At 64.3% G+C, this 19,947-nt stretch carries 16 protein-coding genes; all 16 read left to right on the top strand.

Translation table 11 applies throughout. The annotated features are described in order from the left end of the window. The 16 genes from FJV80_RS06155 (at position 1) to FJV80_RS06080 (ending at position 19,938) form a co-directional block, all read left to right on the top strand. Entirely contained in the window at positions 1-396 is a 396-nt protein-coding gene (locus FJV80_RS06155; RefSeq protein WP_095787739.1) for a hypothetical protein, read from the top strand. Then, entirely contained in the window at positions 393-2,102 is a 1,710-nt protein-coding gene (locus FJV80_RS06150; RefSeq protein ID WP_095787740.1) for a penicillin-binding protein 2, read from the top strand. The genes FJV80_RS06155 and FJV80_RS06150 overlap by 4 nt, the downstream gene beginning before the upstream one ends. A gap of 54 nt (positions 2,103-2,156) precedes the next feature. After that, on the top strand, positions 2,157-3,611 hold the full coding sequence (locus FJV80_RS06145; RefSeq protein WP_142875884.1) for a UDP-N-acetylmuramoyl-L-alanyl-D-glutamate--2,6-diaminopimelate ligase: 1,455 nt from the start codon (positions 2,157-2,159) through the stop codon (positions 3,609-3,611). Continuing rightward, a complete protein-coding gene (locus FJV80_RS06140; RefSeq protein WP_142875882.1) occupies positions 3,608-5,065 on the top strand; it encodes a UDP-N-acetylmuramoylalanyl-D-glutamyl-2,6-diaminopimelate--D-alanyl-D-alanine ligase in 1,458 nt (485 codons plus the stop codon). Before FJV80_RS06145 ends, FJV80_RS06140 begins: the two co-directional genes overlap by 4 nt. Before the next feature lie 23 nt (positions 5,066-5,088). Further along, entirely contained in the window at positions 5,089-6,171 is a 1,083-nt protein-coding gene (gene mraY, locus FJV80_RS06135; protein WP_010910257.1) for a phospho-N-acetylmuramoyl-pentapeptide-transferase, read from the top strand. A gap of 11 nt (positions 6,172-6,182) precedes the next feature. Beyond that, positions 6,183-7,583, top strand: coding sequence for a UDP-N-acetylmuramoyl-L-alanine--D-glutamate ligase (gene murD / locus FJV80_RS06130; RefSeq protein WP_142875880.1), 1,401 nt, complete (start codon positions 6,183-6,185; stop codon positions 7,581-7,583). Further along, the gene (gene ftsW, locus FJV80_RS06125) at positions 7,583-8,734 is read left to right on the top strand and encodes a putative lipid II flippase FtsW (RefSeq protein ID WP_095790808.1); all 1,152 of its coding nucleotides are present in this window, start codon (positions 7,583-7,585) and stop codon (positions 8,732-8,734) included. The genes murD and ftsW overlap by 1 nt, the downstream gene beginning before the upstream one ends. A gap of 1 nt (position 8,735) precedes the next feature. Continuing rightward, complete coding sequence (gene murG / locus FJV80_RS06120; RefSeq protein ID WP_095773945.1) at positions 8,736-9,863, top strand: undecaprenyldiphospho-muramoylpentapeptide beta-N-acetylglucosaminyltransferase; 1,128 nt, start codon at positions 8,736-8,738, stop codon at positions 9,861-9,863. Beyond that, positions 9,860-11,260, top strand: coding sequence for a UDP-N-acetylmuramate--L-alanine ligase (gene murC, locus FJV80_RS06115; RefSeq protein ID WP_142875878.1), 1,401 nt, complete (start codon positions 9,860-9,862; stop codon positions 11,258-11,260). The genes murG and murC overlap by 4 nt, the downstream gene beginning before the upstream one ends. Further along, positions 11,257-12,222 (top strand): UDP-N-acetylmuramate dehydrogenase, encoded by a 966-nt coding sequence (murB, locus tag FJV80_RS06110; protein WP_142875876.1) that lies wholly within the window; start codon positions 11,257-11,259, stop codon positions 12,220-12,222. Before murC ends, murB begins: the two co-directional genes overlap by 4 nt. Positions 12,223-12,667: 445 nt before the next feature. Continuing rightward, entirely contained in the window at positions 12,668-13,594 is a 927-nt protein-coding gene (locus FJV80_RS06105) for a D-alanine--D-alanine ligase (protein WP_095773948.1), read from the top strand. Beyond that, positions 13,582-14,523 carry a cell division protein FtsQ/DivIB gene (locus tag FJV80_RS06100; RefSeq protein WP_095787747.1) on the top strand — a complete coding sequence of 314 codons (942 nt, stop codon included), beginning with the start codon at positions 13,582-13,584 and terminating at the stop codon, positions 14,521-14,523. Before FJV80_RS06105 ends, FJV80_RS06100 begins: the two co-directional genes overlap by 13 nt. Further along, a complete protein-coding gene (gene ftsA, locus FJV80_RS06095; protein ID WP_095787748.1) occupies positions 14,520-15,827 on the top strand; it encodes a cell division protein FtsA in 1,308 nt (435 codons plus the stop codon). The genes FJV80_RS06100 and ftsA overlap by 4 nt, the downstream gene beginning before the upstream one ends. Before the next feature lie 66 nt (positions 15,828-15,893). Beyond that, entirely contained in the window at positions 15,894-17,573 is a 1,680-nt protein-coding gene (gene ftsZ / locus FJV80_RS06090; RefSeq protein WP_095773951.1) for a cell division protein FtsZ, read from the top strand. A 280-nt stretch (positions 17,574-17,853) separates the two neighbouring features. After that, positions 17,854-18,804: a UDP-3-O-acyl-N-acetylglucosamine deacetylase gene (gene lpxC, locus FJV80_RS06085; protein ID WP_142875874.1), complete on the top strand. Its 951-nt coding sequence runs from the start codon at positions 17,854-17,856 to the stop codon at positions 18,802-18,804. A 264-nt stretch (positions 18,805-19,068) separates the two neighbouring features. Beyond that, positions 19,069-19,938: an outer membrane protein assembly factor BamD gene (locus tag FJV80_RS06080; protein ID WP_095773953.1), complete on the top strand. Its 870-nt coding sequence runs from the start codon at positions 19,069-19,071 to the stop codon at positions 19,936-19,938. Positions 19,939-19,947: the final 9 nt, after the last annotated feature.

Here is a 19,947-nt window from a genome sequence, read left to right as displayed (position 1 = left end):
ATGTTCCGTACCAGCGACATTGTCCTGATCGCCGTCATGGTTTCGGCGGCGGCCCTGACCTACAAGACCAAGCGCGAGGCCGAGGACCAGTTGGCGGCGGTGCAGAAGATCCACAACCAGATACGCTATGAGGAGGAGACGATCGACCTGCTCAAGGCGGACTGGAGCCTGCTCACGCAGCCGTCGCGGCTGCAGAAGCTCGCCGAACTCTACAAGTCACAGCTCGCGCTCGAGCCGGTCAGCGCCCGTCAGATCGTCGGCTTGGGCGACCTGCCGGCCAAGGCCCTGGACATCCAGGACATTCTGAACGGACGCCAGGGCGGCATGGCCGACAATTCCGACAAGGCGCCTGCGGACGGCAAGGATCCCGTCGTGACCGGAGGCATCGCCCAATGATCGGCAAACTGCTGAAGCGTCGCGCAAGGACGGGTGAAGACGGATCGATCGTCGTCGAGGGCGCACGCAAGGCGACCGGCGGCAAGGGCAAGGCGCGCATCGTGATGACGATGGCGGTGTTCTTCGGCATCTTCTCGACCATTTCAGGGCGGCTGGTCTATCTCGGCTTCCAGACGCCTGACCTGTCGGGGGGGCCGCAGAGCCGGATCACCGCCTCGCGGCCCGACATCGTCGACCGCAATGGCGAAGTGCTGGCGACCGACATCAAGACGGCGTCGCTGTTCGCCGAGCCGCGCCGCATCGTCGACGCCGACGAAGCCATCGAGAAGCTGTCGACGGTGCTGCCCGAGATCGATTACGAGCAGACCTACCACAAGCTCAAGAGCGGCGCCGGCTTCGTCTGGCTGCAGCGGCAGCTGACGCCCAAGCAGCAGGCCGACATCATGCAGCTCGGCATTCCCGGTTTCGGCTTCCGCACGGAGAAGCGCCGTTTCTATCCGAGCGGCGAAACCTCGTCCTACATTGTCGGCCTGACCAACATCGACAACCAGGGCATCTCCGGCATGGAGAAATATATCGACGAGCAGGGCCTGAGCGACCTGCAGGCGTCGGGCCTGGCGGTGGCCAAGGATCTCAAGCCGGTGAAGCTGTCGATCGATCTGCGCGTCCAGCATGTGGTGCGCGACGAGATTGCCGCCGGCCTGGAGCGCTATCGCGCGCTCGGCGCCGGCGCCGTCGTGCTCAACGTCAAGACCGGCGAAGTGGTGGCCATGGCCTCGGTGCCGGATTTCGATCCGAACAATCCTTACAATGCACAGGAAAAGGATCGGCTGAACCGGATGTCGGCGGGCCTCTATGAGATGGGCTCGACCTTCAAGAGCTTCACCTCGGCCATGGCGCTCGATTCCGGCAAGGCGACGATGAACAGTCGTTTCGACGCTTCGCATCCGATCCGGGTCGGCCATCAGGCCATTCACGATTTCCATGGCAAGAATCGTGTGCTGTCCTTGCCGGAGGTGTTCCTCTATTCGTCCAACATCGGGTCGGCCAGGGAGGCCGAACTGGTGGGCATCGAAGGTCACCGGGAATTCCTGCATCGTCTTGGCATCCTGGAAAGGATGCAGACCGAACTGCCGGAAGTCGCCCGCCCGACCGAACCGAAGGTCTGGAAACAGGTCAATTCGTTCACCATCGCCTTCGGCCATGGCGTATCGACGACCCCGCTCCAGGCGGCTGTCGGCTGCGCGGCACTGATGAATGGCGGCTATTTGATGAATCCGACCTTCCTGGTGCGCACGCAGCAGGAAGCGATGGCGATTGCCAAGAAAGTCGTCAACGAAAAGACGGTCGAGGGCATGCGCTACCTCTATTCGCTCAATGCCGAGAAGGGCTCGGCCAGAAACGCCAGAGTCCCCGGCTACCGCGTTGGTGGCAAGACCGGAACGGCCGAGAAGGTCATCAACGGCCGCTACTCCAAGGACCTGAATTTCAATACCTTTGTCGCCGCATTTCCAATGGACGATCCGCAATATCTGGTGTTCACGATTGCCGACGCCCCGCACCCGGAAAAGCCTGGGATGACCGACGTCGCGGCCGCGAATGCGGGGGTCATAGCGGGTAATATCATCAGGCGGTCGGCGGCCATGCTTGGCGTGAAACCAGATTTCAGCCATGAAAATGGTGCAACGTTGGTTTCCTACGAGTGATTCTTAGGGCGCGCCGGCGACTGCGCGCTATTTTATTGCGGTGAACGGAACTCGATGAAGCTCAGAGATCTAGCCGGTGTCCTGCCAGTCGAAGGAACAGCTTCCGCCGATCTGGAGGTTACCGGGATTTCGTCCGATTCCCGCCAGGTAAAACCGGGCGTCGTCTTTTTTGCGCTCGCCGGCACCAAGGCGGACGGCGCGGCCTATGCCGCCGACGCGGCCAGGCGCGGCGCGCTGGCGATCGTGACAGTCAAGGGCAGTTCCGTTGCCGAACTGCCGGTTCCTGTGCTGGCGGTCGACGATCCGCGCCTGACGTTGGCATTGAGTGCTTCCCGCTTTTTCGGCAAGCAGCCGCAGACCATGGTGGCGGTGACCGGCACCAGCGGCAAGACCTCGGTCGCCGCCTTCACCAGGCAGATCTGGGAGCAGGCGGGCTACGCCGCGGCTTCGATCGGCACCACCGGCGTGGTGGCGCCAGGCCGCAACGAGTATGGCTCGCTGACTACGCCAGATCCCGTCGCTCTGCACCAATTGCTGCGGGAATTGGCCGATGCCGGCGTCACCCATGCTTCGATGGAAGCCTCCAGCCATGGGCTCGACCAGCGCCGTCTCGACGGCGTGAAGCTCGCCGCCGGCGGCTTCACCAACCTTGGCCGCGACCACATGGATTACCATCCGACGGTCGAGGATTATCATCGCGCCAAACTGCGCCTGTTCGACACGCTGCTGCCGAAGGGCGCGCCGGCGGTCATCTTCGCCGACGATCCGTGGTCGGCACCGACGATCCAGGCGGCGAAGGCCGCCGGGCTCAATGTGCTGACGGTTGGCCGCCATGGCGATTTCCTCACGCTGAAGCGGGTCGAGCACGAACGCCATCGCCAGCGCGCCGAGGTGGAGGCCGAGGGCGTGCTTTACGAAATCGACTTGCCGCTGGCCGGCGATTTCCAGATTTCGAACGCGCTGGTTTCTGCAGGGCTTGCCATTTCCACCGGAACACCCGTCGCCAAGGCCTTGGCCGCATTGGAAAAATTGAAGGGCGCGCCGGGGCGGCTCGACCTGGTCGGCACCACCGCCAGCGGTGCGCCGGTCTATGTCGACTATGCCCACAAGCCCGATGCACTGGAAAACGTGCTGGCTTCGGTGCGCCCGTTCACCACCGGTCGCGTCATGGTCGTGTTCGGCTGCGGCGGCGACCGCGACCGGGGCAAGAGGCCGATCATGGGCGAAATCGCCACGCGGCTTGCCGATGTCGTCATCGTCACCGACGACAATCCACGCTCGGAAGTGCCCGAGACCATCCGCGCCGCCATTCTTGCCGCAGCCCCCGGCGCCATCGAAATCGGCGACCGGCGCAAGGCGATCCACGAGGCTGTCGGCATGCTTCATGCGGGCGACACGCTGATCGTCGCCGGCAAGGGGCACGAGGAAGGCCAGACGATCGGCTCCGAAACCTTGCATTTCTCCGACCACGAGGAAGTCCGCGCCGCGCTGCGGGAGCGTGCCGCATGAGTTTGCTGTGGACCTCCGAGGCGCTGGTCGCCGCCATGGACGGGCGGCCGCTCGGGCCTATGCCCGAGGGCATATCGGGCATTTCGATCGACAGCCGCAGCCTGCAGCCGGGTGACGCCTTCTTCGCCATCAAGGGCGAGGCGATGGATGGCCACGACTTCGCCACCGCGGCCATCAAGGCCGGCGCCGGTGTGCTGGTGGTGGCGGAAGGCAAGCTGCCGTCGCTCGGCCGGCTGACGGCGCCAATCATCGTCGTCGAGGATGTGCTGGTCGCGTTGGAAAAGCTTGGTGTCGCGGCGCGCGCCCGTTCCCAGGCCAAGATCGTCGCGGTGACCGGTTCGGCCGGCAAGACCACCACCAAGGAAGCGCTGCGCCATGTGCTGTCGGCGGTCGGCAAGGTGCATGCCTCGGCACAGTCCTTCAACAACCATTGGGGGGTGCCGCTGACGCTGGCGCGCATGCCCGATGATTGCGACTATGCCGTGTTCGAGATCGGCATGAACCATCCCGACGAGATCCGGCCGTTGGTGAAGATGGTGCGGCCGCATGTCGCTATCGTCACCATGATCGCTGCGGCGCATCTCGGCTTCTTCCGCAATCTGGACGAGATCGCCAAGGCCAAGGCCGAGATTTTCGAAGGGCTGGAGCCCGAAGGCGCCGCCGTCCTCAACCGCGACGATGCGCGCTTCAAGCTGCTCGACAAGATGGCGCATGCGGCAGGCGTCGAGCATGTGTACGGTTTCGGCGAGAATGCGCGCTCGACCTTCAAGCTCACCAAATGCGAGTTGCATGCCGACCATTCCGACATCGCCGCTCGGATCGGCGGCCATGACATGATCGCCCGCATCGGTGCGCCCGGCCGGCACATGGTGCAGAACGTGCTGGCGGTGCTGGGCGCGGCGCAACTGGTCGGCGCCGATCTCGACAAGGTGGCCCTGGCCCTGGCCGATCTCTCGGCAGAGCGCGGTCGCGGCAAGCGCCATGTGTTGCGGCATCCCGGTGGCCCGACTTCGAGCCACCCCGGTGGCCCGATCACGCTGATCGACGAGAGCTACAACGCCAATCCGGCCTCGATGGCGGCGGCCATGGCGCTGCTCAACGCGACGCCGGTGACGGGTGAGGGGCGCCGCATCGCCGTGCTCGGCGACATGCTGGAACTCGGCGAGCATTCGGCCAAGCTGCATGCCGCCCTTGCCGATCTCATCGTTGGCACCGGCACGCAGACAGTGTTTCTCGGCGGCCCCCAAATGCGGGCACTGGCGGAAGCGCTACCGGGCGACATCAAGACGGAATACCGCGCCGGCGTCGAGGAATTGAAGCCGGTGCTGCTTGCCGCGCTGAAGCCTGGCGACGTGGTGATGATCAAATCGTCGAAGGGCATCGGTTTTGCAAAACTGGTCGATGCGCTGCTGGGCAAGTACCCGGCTGAAACGACAACCAGCAAACTGACCTAGGTCAAGTCGGGGGACGAAAGCGCATGTTTACACTGCTGGTCGATTTCGCGGACAAGATCTCGGTCTTCAATGTCTTCCGCTACATCACGTTCCGCACCGGCGGGGCGCTGATCACCTCGGCGCTGATCGTCTTCATCTTCGGGCCGACCATCATCAATTCGCTGCGGCTACGGCAAGGCAAGGGCCAGCCGATCCGCGCCGATGGGCCGCAGACGCATTTCAAGAAGGCGGGTACGCCGACCATGGGCGGGCTGATGATCCTGTCGGGCATCATCGGCTCTTCGCTCCTGTGGGCGAACCTGTCGAGCATCTATGTCTGGGTGGTGCTGCTGGTGACGCTGGGCTTCGGCTCGATCGGCTTCTATGACGACTATCTGAAGGTGACCAAGCAGTCGCATCTCGGCTTCTCCGGCAAGGCGCGGCTGGGGCTCGAATTCATCATCGCCGGCATCGCCGCCTGGGTGATCATGCATAACGGCCAGGCGCCGTTCTCCTCGTCGCTGACATTTCCCTTCGCCAAGGAATTCATCATCAACCTCGGCTGGTTCTTCATCCCGTTCTCGTGCTTCGTCATCGTCGGCGCCGGCAACGCGGTGAACCTGACCGACGGCCTCGACGGACTGGCGATCGTGCCGATCATGATCGCGGCGGCGTCGTTCGGCGTCATCGCCTATCTCTCAGGCAATGCGGTGTTCGCCGAATATCTACAGATCCATTTCGTTCCCGGCACCGGTGAACTGGCGGTCGTGCTGGGCGCCGTCATCGGCGCCGGCCTCGGCTTCCTCTGGTTCAACGCGCCGCCGGCGGCGATCTTCATGGGCGACACCGGTTCGCTGGCCATGGGAGGCCTGATCGGCACGGTCGCCGTCGCCACCAAGCACGAGATCGTGCTCGTCATCGTCGGTGGCCTGTTCGTGGTCGAGATTTTGTCGGTCATCATCCAGGTCGGCTACTTCAAGATGACCGGCAAGCGCGTGTTCCTGATGGCGCCGATCCACCATCATTTCGAAAAGCTCGGCTGGACCGAGAGCCAGGTGGTGATCCGGTTCTGGATCATCGCCGTCATCCTGGCGCTGGTCGGCCTCTCCACCCTGAAGCTCAGATAGGAAGCCCTCCCTTGATCCCCGCCGCATCCTTCGCAGGCAAGCACGTTGCGCTCTTCGGGCTCGGTGGCTCGGGGATCGCGACCGCACGCGCATTGATCGAGGGTGGGGCGCAGGTGCTGGCCTGGGACGACAATCCCGACAGTGTCGCCAAGGCGGCCACCACCGGTATCGCAACCGCCGAATTGCGCGGCGCCGACTGGGCGAAATTCTCGGCCTTCGTGCTGTCGCCGGGCGTGCCGCTGACGCATCCCAAGCCGCATTGGACGGTGGAACTGGCGAGGGGCGCCGGCGTCGAGATCATCGGCGACATCGAGCTTTTCTGCCGCGAGCGGACGCTCGGCGCGCCAACGGCGCCTTTCATCGCCATCACCGGCACCAACGGCAAGTCGACGACGACCGCGCTGACGGCGCATATCCTCAAATCGGCCGGCCGCGACACCCAGATGGGCGGCAATATCGGCCGCGCGGTGATGACGCTCGATCCGCCGAAGACCAATCGACACTATGTCGTCGAGTGTTCGTCCTATCAGATCGACCTCGCGCCCTCGATCAACCCGACCGCCGGCATCCTGCTCAACCTGACGCCCGACCATCTCGATCGCCATGGCACCATGCAGCACTACGCCTCGATCAAGGAGCGGCTCGTGGCGGGCAGCGAGACGGCGATCATCGGCATCGACGATTCCTGGTGCGCGCAGATCGCTGAGCGGCTGGAGCGGGCAGGGCGGCAGGTCATCCGCATTTCCAAGCGGCTGCCGCTGACCGACGGCTATTTCGCCGACGGCACCAATCTGATGGAGGCCGTGCACGGCCGCTACAGCAAGGTCGCCTTCCTCGAAGGCATCGGTTCGCTGCGTGGCCAGCACAATGCGCAGAACGCGCTTGCCGCGGTCGCCGCTTGCCTGAAGGTCGGGCTCGACCTCGGCGAAATCCAGTCGGGGCTCGAGAGCTTCCCCGGCCTCGCGCACCGCATGGAGCAGGTCGGCCGCAAGGGCCATGTGCTGTTCGTCAACGATTCCAAGGCGACCAACGCCGACGCGGCCGCCCCGGCGCTGTCGAGCTTTCCGCGCATCTACTGGATCGCCGGCGGCCTGCCCAAGGAGGGCGGCATCGAACCGCTGCGCGGTTTCTTCCCGCGCATCGCCAAGGCCTATCTGATCGGCGAGGCCGCACCGGCCTTTTCGGCGACGCTGGGCGAGGCGGTGCCTTACGAGATATCTGGCACGCTGGCCGCCGCGGTCGCGCACGCCGCCCATGATGCGGCCAAGGACGGCAGTGGCGAGGTGGTGGTGCTGTTGTCGCCGGCCTGCGCCAGTTTCGACCAGTTCAAGAATTTCGAAGTTCGCGGCGAAGCCTTCAGGCAAGCTGCGAGCGCTATAGATGGCGTCAAACCCATCGGAGGGGCACGATAATGCAGAGCCGTCTCGATAAAAGTCCTGTCGCAACCTGGTGGTGGACGATCGATCGCTGGTTCCTGGCGGCGTTTCTGTCGCTGATGGGGCTGGGCATCGTCTTGTCCTTCGCCGCCAGCCCCGCGGTCGCCGAGCGCATCGGCCTCGACAGTTTCCATTTCGCCACCAGGCAGATCATCTTCACCGTGCCCGCGCTCGGCGTGATGCTGGCCGTCTCCTTCCTCGATTCCAGGGAGATCCGGCGCATGTCGCTGATCATGCTGTGCCTCATGCTGGTGCTGATGGTGGCGGTGCTTTATATCGGCGTCGAGGTGAAGGGTGCGCGGCGCTGGGTGTCGCTCGCCGGCCTGTCGATCCAGCCCTCGGAATTCCTGAAGCCGGCCTTCGTCATCATGTGCGCCTGGCTGTTCGCCGAACATAAGCGCCAGCCCGACATTCCCGGCAACCTGTTCGCCATGCTGCTGCTGGTGCTGGTCGTATCGCTGCTGGTGGCGCAGCCGGACCTCGGCCAGACCATGCTGACGACCGGCACCTGGGGCATCATGTTCTTCATGGCCGGGCTGCCCTGGCTGTGGATCATCGTGCTGGGTGCTGCCGGCGTCGGCGGCGTCTTTGCCGCCTATACGGTGTTTCCGCACGTTGCCTTGCGCATCGACAAGTTCCTCACCGGCGAAGGCGACACGTTCCAGGTCGACATGGGACGCGACGCGCTGATCAATGGCGGCTGGTTCGGCGTCGGCCCGGGCGAGGGCACGGTCAAGCGGGTCATCCCCGACAGCCACGCCGACTTCGTCTTCTCGGTCGCGGGCGAAGAATTCGGGCTGATCATGTGCTTCTTCATCATGTCGATCTTCGCATTCATCGTGCTGCGCGGCCTAAACACGGCGCTCAAGGAACATGACGACTTCACCCGCTATGCGGTCGGCGGCCTCGTCACCGTGTTCGGCCTGCAGGCCGTAATCAACATGTGCGTCAACCTGCAACTGGTGCCCGCCAAGGGCATGACGCTGCCCTTCATCTCCTATGGCGGCTCCTCGCAGATCGCCATCGCCATTTCGATGGGCATGGTGCTGGCGCTGACGCGCAAGCGGCCGGAGAAGCGCAAGCAGATGGGTTTTGCGCTGCCGCAGCGCGCTTTGCCGGCGGAGTGACATGGCGAGGGGCGTCATCCTACTCGCGGCGGGCGGAACCGGCGGACATCTGTTTCCGGCCGAGGCGCTGGCGCATGAGCTGAACGAGCGCGGCTGGACGGTGCATCTGGCGACCGACGATCGCGCCGAGCGGTTTGCCGGCCACTTCCCGGCTGCAGCCGTCCATCCGATCCAGTCGGCGACGATGGGCTCGAAAAATCCGATTGCCGTGCTTGGCGCATTCTGGAAAATCTGGCGCGGCGTGCGCCAGGCCTCCGCCATTATCGGCAGGATCAAGCCGGACGCGGTGGTCGGTTTTGGCGGCTATCCGACCCTGCCGCCGCTCTACGCGGCGACGCGGCGCAAGGTGCCGACGCTGATCCATGAGCAGAACGCGGTGATGGGGCGCGCCAACAGGGCGCTGGCCGGCCGTGTCGATGCCATAGCCGGCGGCTTCCTGCCGCAGGATACGAGCGCCACCGGCGAAAAGACGGTAACGACAGGCAATCCGGTTCGGCCGGCGGTGCTGGAAGCGGCCAAGACGGCTTATGCGGCATCGACAGGGGAGGAGCCTTTCCGCCTGCTGGTGTTCGGCGGCAGCCAGGGTGCGCAGTTCTTTTCCGATGCCATGCCGGGTGCCATCGCGTTGCTTTCGGATGCACAGCGCAAGCGTCTCGTGATCACGCAGCAGGCGCGCGCGGATGACGTGGCGCGGGTGAAGACGGCCTATGCCGCGCTTGGCGTCGCCGTCGAGGTCTCGCCCTTCTTCACCGACATGGCGGCGCGCATGGCGGCGGCGCATCTGGTGATCTCGCGCTCCGGCGCCTCGACCGTCTCGGAGATCGCCGTCATCGGCCGGCCCGCGCTGCTGGTGCCCTATCCCTATGCGCTCGACCACGACCAGGCGGCGAACGCGGCGGCCCTTGCCGCTGCCGGCGGCGGCGAGGTGCACCCGCAATCGACGCTGTCGCCCGAGCGCATCGCGGCCCTCATTGGCGGGCTGATGGACAATCCCGAGCAACTGGCGGCGATGGCCGCGGGCGCGAAATCGGCCGGCAGGCCGGACGCGGCACGGTTGCTCGCCGATCTCACAGAGGCTATTGCGTCCCAAAAAACCGTTTCGGATTTCAAGAAAGGGACGCAAGCATGAAGATGCCGCAGACCATCGGCCTTGTGCATTTCATCGGCATTGGCGGCATCGGCATGAGCGGCATCGCCGAGGTGCTGCACAATCTCGGCTACAAGGTACAAGGGTCCGACCAGGCCGACAGTGCCAATGTGCAGCGGCTGCGCGACAAGGGCATCGAATGCTACGTCGGCCACAAGGCCGAGAATCTCGGCCATGCCGAGGTGGTGGTCGTCTCGACGGCGATCAAGAAGACCAATCCGGAACTGAAAGCCGCGCGCGAAAAGCTGCTGCCGATCGTGCGCCGCGCCGAGATGCTGGCCGAGCTGATGCGCTTCCGTCAGGCGGTGGCGATCGGCGGCACGCATGGCAAGACGACGACGACCTCGATGGTGGCGACCTTGCTGGAAGCCGGCGGGCTCGATCCGACCGTCATCAATGGCGGCATCATCAACGCCTATGGTACCAATGCCCGCATGGGCGACGGCGAGTGGATGGTGGTCGAGGCCGACGAGAGCGACGGCACCTTCCTCAAATTGCCGGCCGACATCGCCGTCGTCACCAACATCGATCCCGAACATCTCGACCATTACGGCAGCTTCGACAAGGTGCGCGAGGCGTTCCGCCAGTTCGTCGAGAACGTGCCGTTCTACGGCTTCGGCGTGATGTGCACCGACCATCCTGAAGTGCAGGCGCTGGTCGGCCGCATCGAGGATCGCCGGGTCATCACCTATGGCGAGAACGCGCAGGCCGATGTGCGCTTCACCAACCACCGCATGGCGGGGGCCACCTCCGAGTTCGACGTGGTGATCCGCGACCGCAAGACCGGCAGCCAGAGCACGATTTCAGGTCTGCGCCTGCCGATGCCCGGCCGCCACAATGTCTCCAACGCCACCGCCGCCATCGCCGTCGCGCATGAGCTCGGCCTGTCCGGCGAGGCGATCAAGAAGGGCCTGTCGTCCTTCGCCGGCGTCAAGCGCCGCTTCACCCTTACCGGATCCTGGAACGGCGTCGATGTGTTCGACGATTACGGTCACCATCCGGTCGAGATCTCGGCGGTTCTGAAGGCGGCGCGCAGCGCCACCAAGGGGCGCGTGATCGCCATTGCCCAGCCGCACCGCTTCACCCGGCTGCATGATCTGTTCAACGAGTTTTCAACCTGCTTCAACGATGCCGACACGGTGATTGTGGCGCCGGTCTACGCGGCCGGCGAAGAGCCTATCGAAGGCGTGACTTCCGAAGCGCTGGTGTCGCGCATCCGCGCCGGCGGCCATCGCGACGCGCGATACATAGAGGGTCCGGCAGCGATCGCGCCGATCATTCGCGACCTGGCCAAGCCCGGCGACTTCGTCGTCTTCCTCGGCGCCGGCAACATCACCCAATGGGCCTATGCTCTGCCAAAGGAGCTTGCCGCCTCATGATGCACGGCCAGGCCCTGATCGACAGACTCGGCGACCGGCTTGCCGGCCTGCGCGGCCGGCTCACGCCGAATGCCGAGATGGACAAGATCACCTGGTTCCGCGCCGGCGGCCTGGCGGAGGTGCTGTTCCAGCCGGCCGACGAAGAAGACCTTGCCGCGTTCCTGCGCGCGGTTCCCGAAGAGATACCTCTTACCGTCGTTGGTGTCGGCTCGAACCTGCTGGTCAGGGACGGCGGCATTCCAGGCTTCGTCATCCGGCTCTCGGCCAAGGGCTTTGGCGAGGCCGAGATCGTTTCGCCGATCAGGATCAAGGCGGGTGCCGCCACGCCCGACAAGCGTGTCGCGGCCCTGGCGCTGGAAGCCGGCATTGGCGGCTTCCATTTCTATCACGGCATTCCGGGCGCCGTCGGCGGGGCGCTGAGGATGAATGCCGGCGCCAATGGCGTCGAGACGCGCGAGCGCGTCGTCGAGGTGCGCGCTCTCGACCGCAACGGCAATGTCCAGACGCTGAGCAATGCCGAGATGGGCTATGCCTATCGCCATTCGTCCGCCCCTGCCGGACTGATCTTCACCTCGGCCGTGTTCGAAGGCTTTGCCGAGGACAAGGCCACGATCAAGGCGGCCATGGACGCGGTGCAGAACCACCGCGAGACCGTGCAGCCGATCCGCGAGAAGACCGGCGGCTCGACCTTCAAGAATCCCGAAGGCACATCGGCCTGGAAGGAGATCGACAAGGCAGGCTGCCGTGGCCTGATGATCGGCGGCGCGCAGATGTCGCCCATGCATTGCAATTTCATGATCAACACCGGCACCGCGACCGGCTACGACCTCGAATATCTCGGCGAGACGGTGCGCGCCCGCGTGCTCGAGCATTCGGGCATCCGGCTGCAGTGGGAGATCAAGCGCATCGGCGATTTCCGGCCCGGGCATGCCGTCCAGGAGTTTCTGGGTCAGCTTCTCTAGGTACGCTGATATTCAGGTGATGCCGGCCTGCAAACGACGGCCTTCTCCGCTTCCGGTGCTCACGGACCCGAATGTCCGCTCCGCTCCGGTTCTCGAAGGCCATCGTTTTCGACTCGGCCTGACCTGAACCTCAACGTACCTTCGCTGTCTATGAAGTTCATGTGATGCATGAACTTCAATGCGCTTGCAGAACGCGCAAAACCGTTGCTCCGGGGACTCAGCGACACGGTTTTCGCAGCCATTTTCTCAGAAAGTGAATCTCTCGGAATCATAAGCACTTGCCAGTGAATCAACTCTCTGATTCTCTGCTGGAAAGCGTTTCCTGATTTGAGTCGTTCGACGCGTTACCCGCGTTTTCCGTCTGGGGGGCAACCTGCCGGGAGACTCGGACTCAATGTTGCGGAAATCTTGGTTTTTGGTCCGCCGTGAGAGGGGATGACGGGGAATGAAAAGCAAGCATGTGGCCGTCCTGCTGGGAGGTTTTTCGTCCGAGCGGCCCGTGTCCCTGTCCTCCGGAAAGGCCTGTGCCGATGCGCTGGAGAGTGAGGGCTATCAGGTCACCCGCGTCGATGTCGGGCGCGATGTCGGCTCGGTGCTCGCCGAGCTCAAGCCTGACGTCGCCTTCAATGCGCTGCACGGCCCGTTCGGCGAGGACGGCACCATTCAAGGCATCCTTGAATATCTCGCCATTCCCTACACCCATTCCGGCGTGCTCGCCTCGGCGCTCGCCATGAACAAGGAGCAGGCGAAGAAGATCGTCAAATCGGTCGGCGTTCCCGTCGCCGAATCGAAGGTCGCCAATCGCTTTGCCATCCAGAACAAGCATCCGATGAAGCCGCCCTATGTGATCAAGCCGGTCAATGAAGGATCGAGCTTTGGCGTCGTCATCGTGTCGGAGGGGCAGTCGCATCCGCCGCAGGTCGTCGGCTCGTCCGAGTGGAAATATGGCGATACCGTCATGGTCGAGCGCTACATCCACGGGCGCGAGCTGACCTGCGCCGTCATGGGCGATGTGGCGCTCGGCGTCTGCGAGATCATCCCGACCGGTCATTCCTTCTACGATTACGATTCAAAATATGTCGCGGGCGGATCAAAACACGAATGCCCCGCAAAAGTTTCACCGAATATTTACCAAAAAATACAGACACTGGCGCTCAAGGCTCACCAAGCTGTCGGCTGTCGGGGCGTTTCCCGGTCGGACTTCCGTTATGACGATCGTCACTCCGAAAATGGCGAAGTTGTATGGCTCGAGGTCAACACTCAGCCGGGCATGACGCCGACGTCTCTGGTGCCTGAAATCGCGGCCCATGCCGGGCATTCGTTTGGTGAGTTGTTGAGTTGGATGGTGGAGGACGCTTCGTGTCTGCGTTGAAATGGGGGCAAGGCAAGGGGAAGGGCGCGGCCGGGCCGTCGCTGTTCGGCTTGTCGTTGTCATCAGGCCATTTCGTGCTGCCGCGCGTGCTTCGCCGCCCGGTGCGCATCCTGGCGCGCCTGGGCGATGGTGAATTCGAGGCGCCGCGCTTCTCCGCCGCGATGATGTCGGCGGTGCTGCTCGCTTCGAGCGGCGCCTATGGCGCCTATCTCGGCGGCCATGCCGACGGCATCATCCAGAGCATCACCGCCCGTACCGGCTTTGCCGTCGATCAGGTCAAGGTGGTCGGCAATCGCCAGACCTCGGAGATCGACATTCTCGACAGGCTGGAGCTCGACGGCTGGACCTCGCTGATCGGCTTCGACGCCGAGGCTGCGCGCGAGCGCATCTCCGGCCTGCCGTGGATCGAAATGGCGGCGGTGCGCAAGGTCTATCCGCACACGCTGGAAGTGCGCGTCGAGGAGCGCGAAGCCTTCGCGCTCTGGCAGCAGGGCAATGATCTCTCGGTCATCGAGAAGGATGGCGCGGTCATCGCTCCGTTCTCCGGCGGCAAGCAGGTGCTGCTGCCGCTGCTGATCGGCGAGGGCGCGCCGGCCAAGGCGCCTGACTTCCTGGCCAAGGTCGAAAAATATCCGGACCTCGCGAGCAGGGTCAAAGGCTATGTCCGCGTTGGCGATCGCCGCTGGGACCTGAAGCTCGACAACGGCATCACCGTCAAGCTGCCCGAGGACGAGGAAGACCAGGCGCTCGCCGAGCTGGTCAAGATGGATAAGGACAAGGGGCTTTTGTCGCGCGACATCGCTGCGGTCGACATGCGCCTGACAGACCGGCTGGTCGTGGAGCTGACGCCCGAAGCGGCGACGCAGCGCGAGGCCGCGCTCAACGAGAAGCCGAAGACCCTCAAGCGCAAGTCGGAGACGAAGATATGAGCTGGCTTGGCGGTTCAGGCGATGCCTCGTCGCGCCGGTCCGGCACTCTGACGGTGCTGGATGTCGGCTCGAACAAGGTCTGCTGCATGGTGGCCAAGCTCAAGCCGAACGATGACGGCAAGCTCTTGCGAGGCCGCTCGCACCGGATCCAGGTGATCGGCATCGGTCATCAGAAGTCGCAAGGCGTGAAATCGGGCGTGGTCGTCGATCTCGACCGCGCCGAGCATGCGATCCGCCTGTCCGTCGACGCCGCCGAGCGCATGGCGGGGCTGACGGTCGATTCGCTCATCGTCAACATGACCGCCGGCCGGCTGAAGAGCGAAAGCTTCTCGGCGACCATCAATCTTGGCGGCCACGAGGCCGACGAAGCCGACATCAAGCGCGTGCTCGGCGCCGGCGCCAAGCAGGCACTCAAGGCCGAGCGTGAGGTGATCCATTCGCTGCCCGTCGGCTTCTCGCTCGATGCCGAGCGCGGCGTGCGCGATCCGCGCGGCATGGTCGGCGACGCGCTTGGCGTCGACATGCATGTGCTGACGGGTGATGCGGCACCGATGCGCAATCTGGAGCTTTCCATCAACCGCTCGCATCTGTCGGTCGAGCGCATGGTGGCGACGCCCTATGCCAGCGGGCTCGCCGCGCTTGTCGATGACGAGCTGGAGCTGGGTGCCGCCTGCATCGACATGGGCGGCGGCACGACGACCATATCGGTGTTTTCGGAAGGCAAGTTCGTCCATGGCGACGCGATCGCCATTGGCGGCAACCATGTCACGCTCGACATGGCCAAGGGGCTTTCGACCTCGCTCGATGCCGCCGAACGGCTGAAGGTCATGCATGGCTCGGCGCTGCCGGGCAGTGCCGACGACCGCGACCTGGTGTCGATCCAGCCGATCGGCGACGACGGCGACGTGCCGCTGCAGATCCCGCGTTCGGTGATGACGCGCATCGTGCGCGCCCGCATCGACGAGACGCTCGAATTGCTGCGCGACCGGCTGAACAAGTCCGGCTACGGCAATGCGGTCGGCAAGCGCGTCGTGCTGACCGGCGGCGCCAGCCAGCTGGCCGGCCTGCCGGAAGCGGCGCGCCGCATCCTGGGGCGCAATGTGCGCATCGGTCGCCCGCTCGGCGTGGCGGGCCTGCCCGAAGCGGCGAAGGGGCCGGCTTTCTCGGCCGCCGTCGGGCTTCTGATCTATCCGCAGATGGCGAATTTCGAGAGCCATCCTGCAAAAGGCATTTCCGGTCTCAGGATGACCGGAACGGGTGGAAAACTGCATCGCATGAGTCAGTGGTTGAGAGACAGTTTCTAATTGACGGGGACAGCCCCATAGGCGGCCGCGGCGGCGAAGCGGCGTGAAAGGCAAAGGACGGAGACAATGACCATCAATCTGCAGAAGCCGGACATCACCGAGCTTAAGCCGCGCATCACCGTGTTCGGTGTCGGCGGCGGCGGCGGCAATGCCGTGAACAACATGATCACCGCGGGCTTGCGCGGTGTCGAGTTCGTCGTGGCCAACACCGACGCGCAGGCGCTGACAATGTCGAAGGCCGACCGGCTGATCCAGCTCGGCGCGCATGTCACCGAAGGCCTCGGCGCCGGCTCGCAGCCGGAAGTCGGCCGCGCGGCGGCTGAAGAGTGCATCGACGAGATCATCGATCACCTGTCCAACACCCATATGTGCTTCGTCACCGCCGGCATGGGCGGCGGCACCGGCACGGGTGCTGCTCCGGTCGTTGCCCGCGCCGCGCGCGAAAAGGGCATCCTCACCGTCGGCGTCGTCACCAAACCGTTCCACTTCGAAGGCCAGCGCCGCATGAAAACGGCCGATTTGGGCATCGAGGAACTGCAGAAATGCGTCGACACCCTCATCGTCATCCCCAACCAGAACCTGTTCCGGCTGGCCAATGACAAGACCACCTTCGCCGACGCCTTCGCCATGGCCGACCAGGTGCTCTATTCCGGTGTCGCCTGCATCACCGACCTGATGGTCAAGGAAGGCCTGATCAACCTCGACTTCGCCGACGTGCGTTCGGTGATGCGCGAGATGGGCAAGGCGATGATGGGCACCGGCGAAGCTTCGGGCGAGGGCCGCGCGATGGCCGCCGCCGAGGCCGCGATCGCCAACCCGCTGCTCGACGAGACCTCGATGAAGGGCGCCAAGGGCCTGCTGATCTCGATCACCGGCGGCCGCGACCTGACCCTGTTCGAGGTCGACGAAGCAGCGACCCGTATCCGCGAGGAGGTCGACCAGGACGCCAACATCATCCTCGGCGCCACCTTCGACGAGGAACTCGAAGGCGTCATCCGTGTCTCGGTGGTCGCCACCGGCATCGACAAGTCGGCGGCTGAAATCGCCGCGGCGCCGATCTCGATCCGTACGGCCCCGCCGAAGCCGGCCGCCCGTCCGGCCGTGGCCGCCGTGGAGAGCCGCCCGGCACCGGTCCAGCAGCCTGTCTATGAACCGCGCGCCGCGGACCCGGTCGCCGAGGCTATCCAACTCGCCGAGTCGAACGCCGCCGCCATGGCGCAGGCCCGCCCGGCTCCTGTCACCCATGCGGACGATTTCCGCCCGCAGAGCAAGATCTTCCAGGCGCCGCCGCAGCAGCCAATGCCGCAGCCGGTCGTCCAGCAGATACAGCCGGCCCCGCAGCCGCGCGAAATGCTGCGTGAGGTCCAGCAGCCGGTGGCGATGGCACCGCAGCGCATGCCGCGCGTCGAGGACTTTCCGCCGGTGGTGAAGGCCGAGGTCGACGCCAAGAGCCGTCCGGTGGACCACGAGAACAGCAGCGGACCGATGGGCCTGTTGAAGCGCCTTACCAACGGCTTGACCCGCCGCGAGGAGGAACCTGCAAGGCTGCAGCCGGCGCAACCGCGCGAGCCGAAGCTGCGCCAGGCCGCCCCCGAAGTGCGCCGTCTCGCCAGCCAGGACGCCCAGCTCTATGCGCCGCGCCGTGGCCAGCTGGACGACCAGGGCCGCCTGACGCCGCAGACCAGGGCGACTCAGGACGACGATCAGCTGGAGATTCCGGCGTTCCTGCGCCGCCAGGCCAACTGAGCGGTTAACGGACCGTAACAATTGTTAACAGGCGAGCAATCCTTTGCTCGCCTGTTAAACATTTTAAGTGCTGTAGAATCAAACAGTTACGATATGAGGGTTGCTCCGGCTCGCGATTACAGAGGGTAAGAAACCGTGATTTGGAGTCTCCCTGGCGGGACATTATCTTCGCTGCCTACCATAGTCGGTCTGCCGGGATTTCGGGGAAGTGACCCTGCCTGCCGATTTAACAAGAGCCGCGCCCTTGGGCTGGAGAAGCGGACTTAGGCATATCGGGCTTATGGGGATTGTCTTGCACGACTACCAGACGACAGTGAAGACGCGCGCGTCGCTTACGGGCACCGGCGTCCACAGCGGCAAAGAAGTTTCCATCAGTTTCCTGCCGGCGGATGCCGACACCGGCATCGTGTTCCAGCTCATCAATGGCGAAGGGCAGGGCCGCGAGTTCCGTGCCCTGTTTTCCGAGATCGGCGCCACCGATCTGTGCACCATGCTTGGCGGTCCCTCGGGCGAGCATATCGCCACCGTCGAGCACATCATGGCCGCGCTGTTCGGGCTCGGCATCGACAATGTTCTCATCGAGATCGACGGCCACGAGGTTCCCATCCTCGACGGCAGCGCCATGGCCTTCGTGGAAGCCATCGACCAGGCGGGCATCGAGACGCTGCCGGTCAAGCGGCGTTATATCAGGGTCGTCAAGCCGGTTCGCATCGAGAACGGTGCTTCCTGGGCGGAGTTCAGGCCCTATGACGGCACCCGCTTCGAGGTCGAGATCGATTTCGAAAGCCCGGCCATCGGCCGTCAGCTCTTTGCGTCGGACATCAATGCCGACATTTTTCGCCGCGATATTGCGCGCGCCCGCACCTTCGGTTTCATGAAGGATGTCGAGCGGCTGTGGGCGGCCGGCTACGCGCTTGGCTCCTCGCTCGAGAACTCGCTGGTGATCGGTGACGACAACCGCGTCATCAATATGGGCGGCCTGCGCTATCCCAACGAATTCGTGCGCCACAAGACGCTCGACGCCATGGGCGACCTGGCTCTGGCCGGAGCCCGCTTCATCGGCTGTTTCCGCTCCTATCGCGGCGGCCACAGGCTGAACGCCGCGGCGCTGCGGCGCCTGCTGTCGGACCGCACGGCCTTCGAGATCGTCGAGACGACACGCCGCGAGCGTGGCCGCGCGGCAGAGATGAGCGCCGTCAATGCGCCGCTCTACGCGCCTTGGATGATCTAGGTTTCGCACCGTTTTCACGCTTTGTGGCGGGATGCCGGGTGTTGCAGGAATGCATCATCGACCGGCGAAATCATAGGGATGCCCTAGCGCCGCCTTGCCGCCACAAAAATGCGCCATTGCCCGGAGATAGCGTTGCCGGGCAAGGCGGTTATGGTTTATGGCTGCTGCCGTCGATTAGTGCATGTCGCTCAAAAGTGGGGACCAGTTTTGGGACAACAGCATGCAAGAGGCATTAAAATAACGCCGAAAGGGCGCAATCCAATCATGTTCTTCAAGCGAGTCGGTCAATCGAAAGCGCCAAAGCGGTCTGTTCTCCTGGCGCTTTCGCTGGTTGTTCCATCGCTCTTTCTGTCGGCCTGCATGTCGTCGGAGAAAGACATCGATCTGTCGAAATATGTCGACCAGACCGAGCCGGCCGACGTTCTCTACAACCAGGGCCTCGCCAATTTGAATGCCGGCCGCCTCGACGAGGCGAGCAAAAAGTTCGACGCCGTCGACCGCCAGCACCCCTATTCGGAATGGGCTCGCAAGTCGATGGTGATGGGCGCTTTCGCCGACTACCGAAAGGGCAGCTACGACGAGGCGATCTCGTCGGCCAAGCGCTATCTGGCGCTTTATCCGTCCACCGATGACGCGCCCTATGCACAGTACATCATCGGCCTGAGCTACTATCGCCAGATCAAGGACGTGACGCAGGATCAGAAGGAAGCGCGCCAGACGCTGCAGACGATGCAGGATCTGGTCACGCGCTGGCCGACGTCGGAGTATGTCGACGACGCCAAGGAGAAGATCCGCTTCGCCAACGACCAGCTCGCCGGCAAGGAAATGCAGATCGGCCGCTATTATCTGGAGCGCCGCGAGTACATCGCGGCCGTCAAGCGCTTCCGCACCGTGGTGGAAAACTATTCCAACACGCGTCATGTCGAGGAAGCGTTGGCCCGCCTTACCGAAAGCTATTACGCGATGGGGCTCACCTCGGAGGCCCAGACGGCCGCCGCGGTGCTCGGCACCAACTATCCCGACAGCCCGTGGTACAAGGATTCCTACAAGCTCCTGCAGAGCAACGGGCTTTCGCCGCGCGAGAATGCCGGATCGTGGATTTCCAAGGCCGGGAAGCTGATCACCGGCGCCTGATCTGTCAGG

Origin of the sequence: Mesorhizobium sp. WSM4310 (assembly GCF_007003935.1) — a bacterium.
GTDB lineage: Bacteria > Pseudomonadota > Alphaproteobacteria > Rhizobiales > Rhizobiaceae > Mesorhizobium.
This window is presented reverse-complemented; position numbering and strand designations above follow the sequence as displayed.

Bases quoted from the DNA above. Each gene is read 5' to 3' on its own strand.
- FJV80_RS06155 (WP_095787739.1), top strand. From the start codon at position 1: ATGTTCCGTACCAGCGACATTGTCCTGATCGCCGTCATGGTTTCGGCG.
- FJV80_RS06150 (WP_095787740.1), top strand. From the start codon at position 393: ATGATCGGCAAACTGCTGAAGCGTCGCGCAAGGACGGGTGAAGACGGA.
- FJV80_RS06145 (WP_142875884.1), top strand. From the start codon at position 2,157: ATGAAGCTCAGAGATCTAGCCGGTGTCCTGCCAGTCGAAGGAACAGCT.
- FJV80_RS06140 (WP_142875882.1), top strand. From the start codon at position 3,608: ATGAGTTTGCTGTGGACCTCCGAGGCGCTGGTCGCCGCCATGGACGGG.
- mraY (WP_010910257.1), top strand. From the start codon at position 5,089: ATGTTTACACTGCTGGTCGATTTCGCGGACAAGATCTCGGTCTTCAAT.
- ftsW (WP_095790808.1), top strand. From the start codon at position 7,583: ATGCAGAGCCGTCTCGATAAAAGTCCTGTCGCAACCTGGTGGTGGACG.
- murG (WP_095773945.1), top strand. From the start codon at position 8,736: ATGGCGAGGGGCGTCATCCTACTCGCGGCGGGCGGAACCGGCGGACAT.
- murC (WP_142875878.1), top strand. From the start codon at position 9,860: ATGAAGATGCCGCAGACCATCGGCCTTGTGCATTTCATCGGCATTGGC.
- murB (WP_142875876.1), top strand. From the start codon at position 11,257: ATGATGCACGGCCAGGCCCTGATCGACAGACTCGGCGACCGGCTTGCC.
- FJV80_RS06105 (WP_095773948.1), top strand. From the start codon at position 12,668: ATGAAAAGCAAGCATGTGGCCGTCCTGCTGGGAGGTTTTTCGTCCGAG.
- ftsA (WP_095787748.1), top strand. From the start codon at position 14,520: ATGAGCTGGCTTGGCGGTTCAGGCGATGCCTCGTCGCGCCGGTCCGGC.
- ftsZ (WP_095773951.1), top strand. From the start codon at position 15,894: ATGACCATCAATCTGCAGAAGCCGGACATCACCGAGCTTAAGCCGCGC.
- lpxC (WP_142875874.1), top strand. From the start codon at position 17,854: ATGGGGATTGTCTTGCACGACTACCAGACGACAGTGAAGACGCGCGCG.
- FJV80_RS06080 (WP_095773953.1), top strand. From the start codon at position 19,069: ATGTTCTTCAAGCGAGTCGGTCAATCGAAAGCGCCAAAGCGGTCTGTT.